Raw genomic sequence first — 10748 nt, 5'->3', positions numbered from 1 at the left:
CGAGAGTACACTTTTGGCCCTTAAAACCCGTTCTTAAGGGCCAAAAACGTACTCTCGCGAGCTACCGGAAGGGTCAGGCGGAGAGGGTGGCGGGCTCGGGGACGGGAGTCGCTGCGGGCGCACGGCGACCGTGGGGCAGGGCGAGCCCGATCAGGGCGGCCAGACCGAGCACGGATGCCCCGACGACGATCGCCGGGACCGCCGCATCCACGTAGCCGGTCGGGGTCAGCTCTCCTCCGGCACCCGTGAAGACGGCCGTGAGGACCGCGACGCCGAGCGCCACGCCGATCTCGCGCAGGGTCGAGTTGGTTCCGGTCGCCTTCGCGTGGTCGTTCGGGACCATGTTCGCGAGCACTGCCGTGGAGCTCGGCGCGAACACGAGTCCCATTCCGACGCCAGCGAGGAGGAACGCGGGCACGAGGTCGATGTATGCAACCGTCGCACTCATCTCCACCGCCAGCCAGCCCATCGCGATGGCGAGGAAGGAGAGTCCGAGCACGATCGGAAGCCGGGTGCCCGTTCGCGGACTGAGCAGGCCGGTGAGCGGGGCGATCACCATGGGCGCGAGGGTCCAGGGCATCGTCATCAGGCCGGCCTCGAGCGGGGTGTGCCCCTGCACGATCTGCAGGAACTGGATCAGGATGAAGATGGACCCGAAGATGCCGAAGCTGAAGGTGAGGCCGACGAGGTTGGCGACGGTGAAGCTGCGGTCCCGGAACAGCCGGAGTGGCAGCAAAGGGTCAGGCGTGCGGGCTTCCCAGGCGATGAAGGCCGCGAGCAGGACCGCGCCGCCGGCGAGCGCGCCGAGGACCTCGAGGCTGGTCCAGCCCGCGTCGTTGCCGCGAACGATGCCGTAGACGAGACCGAAGACGCCGACCCCGGCGAGGACGAGACCCACGACATCCGCCCGGACCCTGGCCCCGAAGCTGTTCGGCAGGGCGACCAGGGCGAGTGGGATCGAGATCACGCCGAGCGGGACGTTCAACCAGAAGATGGCCTGCCAGTTCCAGCCTTCGACGACGGCGCCGCCGATGAGCGGGCCGAGTGCGACGCCGAGGCCGGAGATTCCGCCCCAGATACCGATCGCGGCCGGGCGGCGCTTCTCGCTGACCGAGCCGACGAGGAGGGTGAGCGACAACGGCATCAGGGCAGCGGCCCCGACACCCTGGATCGCCCGCGCGGTGATGAGCTGCCAGGGCTCTGTCGAGAGACCGGCGAGCGCGGAGGCGACCGTGAAGATCGCGATCCCGGCTAGGAAGACGGTTCGCCGGCCGAAGCGGTCGCCGATGGCGACGGCCATCAGCATGAAGGTCGCGAAGCTCAGCGAGTACGCGTTGATCACCCATTGCAGCTCCTCGATGGAAGCGCCGAGGTCTCGGTTGATCACGGGGAGGGCACCGGTCACGACGAGGTTGTCGAGGGTGGCCATGAACATGGGGAGTGAGGACGCGACGATGGCGAGCCAGATCGGGACGCGACGCGTGATGGGCTGGGACACGTGGTATCCAATCGAGGGGGCGAAGAAGCATGGAATGTTGTAATCGAATGATTACAAATAGAGACAATAGTTATTCGCGGATACCATGTCAAGAGTGAGTGAAGAATCCGGTACGGCAGCCAAAGAAACGACCACCGAACGAATCCCCGCGGCGTTGCGCAGGGAACAGATCCTGGCCGCGGCGAGCCGCGTCTTCGGTGAACGTGGATACTCCGGTGCCACGACCGACCAGGTCGCGCAGGCCGCCGGGATCAGCCAGCCGTACGTCGTGCGGATGTTCGGCACGAAGGAGAACCTCTTCCTCGAGGTCGTCGCCCGTGCTCTTGACAAACTCATCACGACCTTTCGCGTGGTCCTTGCCGAGCCCCAGCCGGCCGGCGACGACGACGCCGACTCGCTCGTCGCCCGTCTCGGGGCCGCATACGTCGACCTGATCGAGGACCGCGGCATCCTGCTCTCGCTCATGCAGGCCTTCATCACCGGGCATGACCCGGTGATCGGCGCCAAGGCCAGGGAGGGTTTCCTGCAGATCTACCGGATGCTGCGCGACGAAGCCGGGTTCCCCCCGGAGATCATCCGCGATTTCCTCGCGAACGGCATGCTCTTCAACACCCTGCTCGCCATCCGGCTCCCGGACATCTTCGAGGACGACGAGGCCGCAGAGGAGCTGATGCGGTGCGCCTTCCGGGGCAAGCTCGACGTCGTGCTCGACGCGACAGGCTCGCACGCCTCGCACGCCATGTCCGCCCCGACCGGCACTGCAGGGACACACTCATGAGTGCAGACATCGAGCGCGAGACCGAACCCAACGACGAGACGTCGTCCCGAAACAGCGCGCGGGTGCATTCCACCGCGAGCGGCCTGCTCCTCGTCGACAAGCCGCAGGGTTGGACGAGCCACGACGCCGTCGCCCGCACGCGGCGCCTCGCAGGCACCCGCAAAGTCGGCCACGCGGGCACCCTCGACCCGATGGCCACCGGCCTGCTGATCCTCGGCATCAACAGCTCGACCCGACTGCTCACCTTCATCGTCGGGCTCGACAAGGAATACCTGGCCACGATCCGGCTCGGCTCGGCGACGACCACGGACGACGCGGAGGGCGAGGAAGTCTCCCGCGCGCCTGAGGCATCCGTCGCACTCATCGAGCCCGCGGCCATTGCGGCCGGAATCGCCCGGCTGACCGGGTATATCAGCCAGCAGCCGAGCGCGGTGAGCGCGATCAAGGTCGACGGAAAGCGCGCGTATGCCCGCGTCCGCGACGGGGAGGACGTGCAGTTGCCCGCCCGGCCTGTCACCATCGCCGCCTTCGAACTGCTCTCGAGCACGCCCGTCGACGGCTTCCTCGACCTCGAGGTGCGCGTCGAGTGCTCCTCCGGCACGTACATCCGGGCCCTCGCCCGCGACCTCGGCGCCGGGCTCGGCGTCGGAGGGCACCTGACCGCGCTCCGCCGCACCCGCATCGGCCCGTTCCGCATCGAGAACGCCCAGCCCCTCGCGGAGCTCGACGTCGCCGCCGCTCTCATCAGGCCGGCGGATGCCGCGACGCGTGTGCTCGGGCGCCTCGACCTCACCGAACAACAGGCGATCGACCTCGGTCACGGCAAACGTATCGAGGTCACGACCGAGATCGCGGATACCGGGGCAGCGGGGACCGCGGCTCCGCTCGCCGCGATCGCCCCCGGCGGCCGGCTCGTCGGCCTCGTCGAGCTTCGGGGCACCCAAGCCCGCACCGTGATCAACTTCCCGCCCGACGAGGCCGCAGCGGGGGAGTCCTCGTGATCGAGTGGTTCACCTGGCTCCAGGTCGGTGTCGCGGTGCTCGCCGGCGTGCTCTGCCTGTTTCTCGGGCTGTTCGGCCGGGTCCCGAACGACCTCACGATGGGCGCGACGGCGCTCGTCGAACTGCTCCTCGTCGGGCAACTCGTCGTTTCGATCGCGGCACCCTTCGCCGGGAACACGGCGAGCGGCAGCCTGCTCGAGTTCTACACCTACCTCGTGAGCGCCCTCATCGTTCCCGTCGTCGCCGCCGCCTGGGCGCTCATCGAACGCAGCCGCTGGAGCACGGTCATTCTCGGCGGCGCGTGCCTCGCGATCGCGGTCATGGTGTACCGGATGTTCCAGATCTGGACAGTGCAGGGCTTGTGAGAGTCTCGCTCCCACAAGCTGCGATAATTAACAGGCCATGACCGGACCACAGAGCGCAGCCGAGAACGTCGTCGATGGACCGCAGAAGCGCAGGGTCACCGGCGTCGGACGCCTGCTGATCGCCGTCTACGGGCTGCTCGCGCTCGCCGCGACCGGGCGGTCGTTCGTGCAGATCGCCTCCAAGTTCGACCAGGCGCCGCTCGCGTACTCGCTGTCTGCGTTGTCCGCGGTCGTGTACATCGTCGCGACCATCGCGCTCGTGCGCAGCAGCGGCCGCTGGTACCGCGTCGCGTGGGTGACCATCTCCTTCGAGCTTCTCGGCGTGCTCGTCGTCGGCACCCTGAGCATCGTCGACCCCGCGCTCTTCCCGCACGACTCGGTCTGGTCGGTCTTCGGCAGCGGCTATCTCTTCATCCCGCTCGTGCTTCCGATCCTCGGGATGATGTGGCTCGTCCGCCACCGCCCTGCTCGTCCACAGGGCCCGGCACGACCACAGGGCCAGGCCGGTCGACAGGCCAGCTCGTGAAGGTCCTCTCCGGCATCGGCTCCCTCCCGCTCGAAACCGCCACCTCCGGCTCCGCGGTCACGATCGGGAAGTTCGACGGCGTCCACGCCGGCCATCGCGCCGTGATCGACCGGCTCAAAGACATCGCCGGAACGCAGGGGCTCACGGCGGTCGTCGTGACCTTCGACCGGCATCCGCTCGCCCTGCTCGCCCCAGAGAAGTGCCCGCCGTTCCTGATCAGCGCCGAGCAGAAGCTCCGGCTGCTCGCAGAGACCGGCGTCGACTGCACCCTCGTGCTCGAGTTCACCAGGGACCTCGCGAGCCTGCCGCCTGAGGTCTTCGTCGAGACCGTCCTCGTGAACGGACTGCACGCCCGGCACGTGCTCGTCGGCAGGGACTTCCGGTTCGGCGCGCACGGCGCCGGTGACGTGGCCCTGCTCACCGAGCTCGGCGCACGCTTCGGCTTCGCCGTAGACCTGATCGAGGATGTCAAGCCCGACCGGGTGCGCAGGGTTTCGTCGACCTGGATCAGGGAACTGCTCGCGAGCGGTGATGTGAGGGCTGCCGGCGAACTGCTCGGCCACACCCCGACCGTGCGCGGCGAGGTCGTGCACGGCGCGGCCAGGGGCCGCGAACTCGGGTTCCCGACGGCCAACCTCTCCGCGGAGTCCGAGGGGCTCATTCCTGCCGACGGCGTCTATGCCGGCTGGCTGACCGACGGCGCGGATCGTTACCCGGCCGCCATCTCGGTCGGCAACAATCCGACCTTCGACGGGGTCGCGCAGAAGCAGGTCGAGGCCTACGTACTCGACCGGGAGCTCGACCTCTACGGTCACGTCGTCGAGGTGTCGTTCGTCGACCGGATCCGCGGAATGGTCGCGTTCACCGGAATCGATCCGCTGATCCTGCAGATGCGGGCAGACGTCGACCAGATCCGCACTCTCCTCGCCGGCTCGACCCGCCACTGAAAGCGAGCGCGCTGCAGGGGCTCAGTGCTCAGCGCTCAGGGCTTAGGCCGCGGGGGAGCGCGGCCCGGTCGGTGTGAAGCCTTCCCGGCCGAAGAGGAAGAGCACGATGTTCACGGCCGTGCTCTCGATCACGGCTCCGCGCCCGACGCGCCAGCCGGCATCCGTCGCCACAAGCGTGCGGCGGCGCACGACCGCCTTGACCGGGGTGGGTGCCATCAGCGCCCGGCGCACGGCAACCGCGCCGAGCGCGACCGGCGAGACCTCAAGGGCCCTGCCGAGCGGATGCGCCAGGTCGAGTCCGTGGACGGCGACCTCCGTCAGTTCGGTGATGCCGTGCCGCCCCCGGGCGGTCACCCGCCCCGCGGCGTACTCGGCGGCGGTGGTCTGCAGCGACGCGATGAGCTCAGCCGGCTCTGCCTCGGCGGCCCGGCGGCTGAGGGTGTCGACGGCATGGTCCACACTCAGGTTCGGCAGTTGCTCCCGCAGTGCCGTCCACCCGGTGCCGAGCAGCTCCCGCGTCGGGGTCCCGACCCGCCAGACGAGATGCCCGGCCGCGTCGCGCACCCGCCAGCCGCCGCAGAGGCTCGGCGTCTCCCATTCCTCCGCGGAAAGCGTCTCAAGGATTCCGGCGATTCCGGTCAGGGTCGCCGCGATATCCGCGCTCCAGTCGGACGTCGTCCCGGTGTCGTCCACCTGGGGCTTGCGGCTGAACGGCAGGTACTGGGAAATGTCGGGCATGACGTCCAGCCTAGACTCGCCCGGTGAATAGACTTGGCCGGTGAACCCCACCCCGATCCGCGGTCTCTGGGCCGGGCGAACCCTCGCGCTTCTGGGTATCCTCCTCGTCGCGGCCAACCTGCGCACGGCGGTCGCGGCGCTGTCTCCGATCGTCCTGGCGATCAGCGTCGACGTCCCGCTCGGGGCGCTCGCCATCGGCGTGCTCGGCATGCTCCCGCCGGTCTGCTTCGCGGTCTTCGGCATCTCCACTCCCGTCTTCACGCGCCGCATCGGGCTCGAGCGGGTCGTTGTCGTCGCCCTTGTCGCAATCCTCGCCGGTCACCTCCTCCGTGGCAGCGCGGGTTCCCTGACCTGGCTCATCGGCGGAAGCATCGTGACCTTCGCAGGTCTCGGCGCCGGTAACGTGCTGCTGCCCCCGCTCGTCAAGAAGTACTTCCCCGACCGGGTCGGCCTCGTGACCTCCCTCTACGTCACGGTGCTGTCTCTGAGCACCCTCGTTCCGCCTCTCATCGCGGTCCCGGTAGCGGATGCCGCCGGCTGGCGGGTCTCCCTCGGCATGTGGATGATCCCCGCGCTCCTCGCCCTCGTGCCCTGGGCCACCATGCTCGTGCGGCACCGGATGTCGCAGAGCGCCCCGCCGGCGGTTCCGGAGGCCGAGCCGGTGCTGCTGGCCCGCATCGGCCGTTCTTCGATCGCCTGGGCGATCGCCGTCGTCTTCGGGACGTCGTCGCTCAACGCATACGCGCTCTTCGCCTGGCTTCCGCTGATGCTCACCCAGACCGCGGGGATCAGCCCCGGCCAGGCCGGGACGTTGCTCTCCCTCTACGCCGCCGTCGGACTGCCGTGCGCGCTCGTCGTGCCGTGGCTCGCCGTACGGATGAAGAACCTCAGCCTCCTGATCTACGTCGGAATGTTCGCCTTCATCGCCGGAGACGTGGGTCTCCTCCTCGCACCGGGCACGCTCACGGTTCTCTGGGTGTTGCTCGCCGGCCTCGGCCCGCTCTACTTCCCGCTCGCGCTCGTGCTGATCAACCTCCGTACGCGCACCCACGAGGGCTCCGTCGCGCTCAGCGGGTTCGTCCAGAGCGTCGGGTACACCCTCGGCGCCCTCGGGCCGCTTGTCGTCGGCGTTCTGCACCAGCTCACGGGGGGCTGGAGTTGGCCGATCTGGTTCCTGATCGCGACCGGCCTCGCCGTGGGCTTCGCCGCGCGCGTGATCGCCCGCCCGCATCTCCTCAAAGACGACCTCGACCGTTCCCGCTGACCACGTGGGCTGAGGTGTCGCATATCGACGTTCCTGGGCCACGGAACCTCGATATGCGACACCTCAGGAGGGAGTCGGGGGTCGCAGCAAGGCACCGATGCGGCTCTGCTCATGTGAGCAAGATTTCCCACAACAGTTGAGGCGTGCGTCGAGGCGTCCTACGCTGGATGGGGAGCCAACGGAGGACCGCGTGATCGATACAGACGAACTGCTGTCCATCCGCGCCGCCGAACTCTATTACGAAGAGAACAAGACCCAGGACGAGATCGGCGCCGTCCTCCGGCTCACCCGCTGGAAGGTCGGCCGGCTCCTTGCGCAGGCCAAGGCGAGCGGCTTCATCCGGATCGAGATCGTGCACCCGCGGGCCCGCCGCCTTATCGTCGAGCGTCGCCTGCGGGAACACACCGGGCTGAGCGACGCCGTCGTCGTCTCCGCAGCCGGCGTCTCCACCGACGAGGAACTGCAGTCCCGGGCGGCCCAGGCCGCCGCCGACTACCTCACTGCGCTCCGTCCTGTTCCGGCGACCCTCGGCATCAGCTGGGGCCGCACCCTGCACGAGGTGGCCCAGGGCCTGAAGCCCGGCTGGGCGCGCGGCGTCAACGTCGTGCAGATCAACGGCGGCGTCAGCCTCAACCGGCGGGAGGGAACGGCCGCGGCGACCGCGGTCACGATCGCGCAGAAAGCGCTCGGCTCCGCGACCCTGCTGCCGAGTCCCGCGATCCTCGAGCGCGTCGAAACCAAGCTCGCGATCGAATCCGACCGCGCCGTCGCGACGGTCCTCGACCTGGGCAGCGCGGCATCCGCCTACCTGTTCAGCGCAGGCCAGGCCGACGAGAATTCGGCGCTCGTCGACAGCGGCTACCTCACTGCCGACCAGGTCGCCGAACTCGTGCGCAAGGGCGCCGTCGGAGACATCGTCGGCCGGTACATCAACGCGGACGGCCATATCGTCGACCTCGAGCTCGACGAGCGGACCATCGGCATCCGGCTCGAACAACTGCGACGGGCACCGACCGCGATCGCCGTGATCGCGGGAAGCACCAAACACGCCGTCGCCCGCGCCATCGTCTCCAGCGGCCTCTGCACCGTGCTCGTCACCGACGAGGACACCGCCCTGGCCGTCCTGGGCGAAACCCACTGACCGGAACGCCCTCAGGCGCCCGGAGCCCCCGTGACACCCACCACCACCCTGCGAGGACATTTCATGACAAGCATCCCAGTGGTCGCGACCCAGCCGTCGACGAGGTCCCGTGCCCTCGCCCTCATCGGCGGCGAGGCCACAGACGCGAACCTCCGCCGCTACCTGCACGGGATCCCCGGGATCGACGCGGTCGGGCTCGAACAGCGTGCCGCCGCCCTCGGCACGCGCTCGATCAAGACGAGTTCGAAGAAGCGGGCGATCGACACGATCATCGGCCTGATCGACCTGACGACCCTCGAGGGCGCCGACACGCCGGGCAAGGTTCGTTCCCTCGTCGGCAAGGCGCTCACGCCAGACCCCGGTGACCCGGGCTGCCCCCGCGTCGCCGCCGTCTGCGTCTACGGAGACATGGTCCCGTACACCGTCGAGGCGCTCGGCTCCGCACACGCGGCCGGTCGCGACCAGGGCATCTTCGTCGCCTCCGTCGCCACCGCCTTCCCGAGCGGCCGCGCCTCCCTCGCGGTGAAGCTCGCCGACGTGGCCGACGCCGTCGCGGCCGGCGCAGACGAGATCGACATGGTCATCGACCGCGGGGCCTTTCTTTCCGGTCGTTTCGGCCAGGTCTACGACGAGATCGTCGCCGTCAAGGAAGCCTGCCGCCGCGCCGACGGCAGTGTCGCCCACCTCAAGGTGATCCTCGAGACCGGCGAACTCAACACCTACGACAACGTGCGCCGCGCCTCCTGGCTCGCCATCCTCGCCGGGGGCGACTTCATCAAGACCTCAACCGGCAAGATGCAGCCCGCGGCCACACTCCCCGTGACCCTCTCGATGATCGAGGTCGTGCGCGACTGGCATCGCCTCACCGGCGCGAGGGTCGGCGTGAAACCGGCCGGTGGCATCCGCACCTCGAAGGACGCCATCAAGTACCTCGTCGCCGTCGCCGAGACCGTCGGCGAGGACTGGCTCACGCCGAGCCTCTTCCGCTTCGGCGCCTCAAGCCTGCTCAACGACGTGCTGATGCAACGGCAGAAGATGCGCGATGGACACTACTCCGGCCCCGACTACGTGACGATCGACTGAAGGAACCACGATGAGCTTTCTTGACTACGCTCCCGCGCCGGAGTCCCAGGCGCTGCTGCACCTCCGCCCCGAATACGGACTCTTCATCGACGGCGAATTCGTCGCCGGCCGCGGCGAGCCCTTCCAGACCATCAACCCCGCGACCGAGAAGCAGCTCGCCATGATCGCACACGCCGACGCGGCGGATGTCGACACCGCGGTCGCCGCGGCCCGTCGTGCATTCGAACGGCGCTGGTCGACCCTTTCTGGCAGCGACCGCGGCAAGTACCTGTTCCGGATCGCACGTCTCGTGCAGGAGCGCGCCCGCGAGCTCGCCGTTGCAGAGACCCTGGACAACGGCAAGCCGATTACCGAAAGCCGTGACGTCGACATCCCCCTCGTCGCCGCCTGGTTCTTCTACTACGCCGGCTGGGCGGACAAGCTCGACCACGCCGGCCTCGGCGTCAACCCCGCGGCGCGGGGCGTCGCCGCCCAGGTGATCCCGTGGAACTTCCCGCTGCTCATGCTCGCGTGGAAGATCGCCCCGGCCCTCGCCGCGGGCAACACCGTCGTCCTCAAGCCGGCGGAGACCACCTCGCTCACCGCGCTCCTCTTCGCCGAGATCCTCCAGCAGGCCGAGTTGCCGGCCGGCGTCGTGAACATCGTCACGGGGGGCCGCGAGACCGGGCAGGCGCTCGTCGGCCACTCCGGCATCAACCTCGTCGCCTTCACCGGCTCGACAGGGGCCGGCAGGGCCATCGCCCGCGCCGTCGCAGGGACCGACAAGAAGATCATTCTCGAGCTGGGCGGCAAGGCGGCGAACATCGTCTTCGACGACGCTCCGATCGACCAGGCCATCGAGGGCATCGTCAACGGGATCTTCTTCAACCAGGGCCACGTCTGCTGCGCGGGCAGCCGCCTGCTCGTCCAGGAGAGCATCCACGACGAGGTCGTCGACCGGCTCAAGCAGCGCCTCTCGACGCTGCGCCTCGGCGATCCGCTCGACAAGAACACCGACATCGGTGCAATCAACAGCGCAGACCAGCTGAAGCGCATCACCGAACTGTCCGCCATCGGCGAGGACGAAGGCGCCGAACGCTGGAGTCCCGACTGCGACCTGCCGGAGAACGGGTTCTGGTTCCGGCCGACCATCTTCACCAATGTGTCGACGAGTCACCGCATCGCCCGCGACGAGGTCTTCGGCCCCGTGCTTTCCGTGCTGACGTTCCGCACCCCCGAGGAGGCGATCGCGAAGGCGAACAACACGCCGTACGGTCTCTCCGCCGGGATCTGGAGCGACAAGGGCAGCCGCGTCCTCGCCGTCGCCGACCGGCTCCGCGCCGGTGTGATCTGGGCGAACACCTTCAACCGGTTCGACCCCGCGAGCCCCTTCGGCGGTTACAAGGAGTCGGGCTACGGCCGCGAAGG

Annotated in this window: 11 protein-coding genes; 9 read left to right on the top strand and 2 right to left on the bottom strand. The window is 68.9% G+C overall.

Annotated features, from left to right (window positions below; translation table 11 throughout):
• Nucleotides 1-73: 73 nt before the first annotated feature.
• Nucleotides 74-1498 (bottom strand): DHA2 family efflux MFS transporter permease subunit, encoded by a 1425-nt coding sequence (locus tag QN345_RS10580; protein WP_241975392.1) that lies wholly within the window; start codon nucleotides 1496-1498, stop codon nucleotides 74-76.
• A 94-nt stretch (nucleotides 1499-1592) separates the two neighbouring features.
• Here QN345_RS10580 and QN345_RS10575 point away from each other — a divergent pair, with 94 nt between their 5' ends.
• From QN345_RS10575 to QN345_RS10555, 5 genes are read left to right on the top strand one after another with little or no spacing between them, the layout of a single operon-like run.
• Nucleotides 1593-2276: a TetR/AcrR family transcriptional regulator gene (locus QN345_RS10575; RefSeq protein WP_241975391.1), complete on the top strand. Its 684-nt coding sequence runs from the start codon at nucleotides 1593-1595 to the stop codon at nucleotides 2274-2276.
• Nucleotides 2273-3277, top strand: a complete 1005-nt coding sequence (gene truB / locus QN345_RS10570) for a tRNA pseudouridine(55) synthase TruB (RefSeq protein ID WP_322188178.1) — start codon at nucleotides 2273-2275, stop codon at nucleotides 3275-3277. The genes QN345_RS10575 and truB overlap by 4 nt, the downstream gene beginning before the upstream one ends.
• Complete coding sequence (locus QN345_RS10565; RefSeq protein WP_322188176.1) at nucleotides 3274-3642, top strand: hypothetical protein; 369 nt, start codon at nucleotides 3274-3276, stop codon at nucleotides 3640-3642. Before truB ends, QN345_RS10565 begins: the two co-directional genes overlap by 4 nt.
• A 37-nt stretch (nucleotides 3643-3679) precedes the next feature.
• On the top strand, nucleotides 3680-4168 hold the full coding sequence (locus QN345_RS10560; RefSeq protein ID WP_134445853.1) for a hypothetical protein: 489 nt from the start codon (nucleotides 3680-3682) through the stop codon (nucleotides 4166-4168).
• Nucleotides 4165-5115, top strand: coding sequence for a bifunctional riboflavin kinase/FAD synthetase (locus QN345_RS10555; RefSeq protein WP_241975390.1), 951 nt, complete (start codon nucleotides 4165-4167; stop codon nucleotides 5113-5115). Before QN345_RS10560 ends, QN345_RS10555 begins: the two co-directional genes overlap by 4 nt.
• Before the next feature lie 42 nt (nucleotides 5116-5157).
• Here QN345_RS10555 and QN345_RS10550 read toward each other — a convergent pair whose 3' ends face one another.
• Complete coding sequence (locus QN345_RS10550) at nucleotides 5158-5853, bottom strand: maleylpyruvate isomerase family mycothiol-dependent enzyme (RefSeq protein ID WP_322188174.1); 696 nt, start codon at nucleotides 5851-5853, stop codon at nucleotides 5158-5160.
• Between the two features lie 40 nt (nucleotides 5854-5893).
• On the opposite strand from QN345_RS10550, the gene QN345_RS10545 reads away from it, so the two are divergent.
• From QN345_RS10545 to QN345_RS10530, 4 genes are all read left to right on the top strand, one after another.
• Nucleotides 5894-7117, top strand: a complete 1224-nt coding sequence (locus QN345_RS10545; protein ID WP_323508635.1) for an MFS transporter — start codon at nucleotides 5894-5896, stop codon at nucleotides 7115-7117.
• A gap of 190 nt (nucleotides 7118-7307) precedes the next feature.
• Entirely contained in the window at nucleotides 7308-8258 is a 951-nt protein-coding gene (locus tag QN345_RS10540) for a sugar-binding transcriptional regulator (RefSeq protein WP_134445850.1), read from the top strand.
• 63 nt (nucleotides 8259-8321) lie between these two features.
• Nucleotides 8322-9341, top strand: coding sequence for a deoxyribose-phosphate aldolase (deoC, locus tag QN345_RS10535; RefSeq protein WP_134445849.1), 1020 nt, complete (start codon nucleotides 8322-8324; stop codon nucleotides 9339-9341).
• 10 nt (nucleotides 9342-9351) lie between these two features.
• Nucleotides 9352-10748 (top strand): aldehyde dehydrogenase family protein (locus QN345_RS10530; protein ID WP_323508634.1); only part of this gene is annotated, 1397 nt, incomplete at its 3' end.

It is taken from the genome of Cryobacterium sp. 10I1 (genome assembly GCF_035019805.1).
GTDB classification, from domain to species: Bacteria; Actinomycetota; Actinomycetes; order Actinomycetales; family Microbacteriaceae; genus Cryobacterium; species Cryobacterium glucosi.
The sequence above is the reverse complement of the archived record's forward strand: the minus strand, read 5'-3'. Positions and strand labels throughout refer to the sequence as shown.

What these genes read in the sequence shown, in the direction of transcription:
- truB (WP_322188178.1), top strand. Translation starts at nt 2,273, where the DNA reads ATGAGTGCAGACATCGAGCGCGAGACCGAACCCAACGACGAGACGTCG.
- QN345_RS10560 (WP_134445853.1), top strand. Translation starts at nt 3,680, where the DNA reads ATGACCGGACCACAGAGCGCAGCCGAGAACGTCGTCGATGGACCGCAG.
- QN345_RS10550 (WP_322188174.1), bottom strand. Translation starts at nt 5,853, where the DNA reads ATGCCCGACATTTCCCAGTACCTGCCGTTCAGCCGCAAGCCCCAGGTG.
- deoC (WP_134445849.1), top strand. Translation starts at nt 8,322, where the DNA reads ATGACAAGCATCCCAGTGGTCGCGACCCAGCCGTCGACGAGGTCCCGT.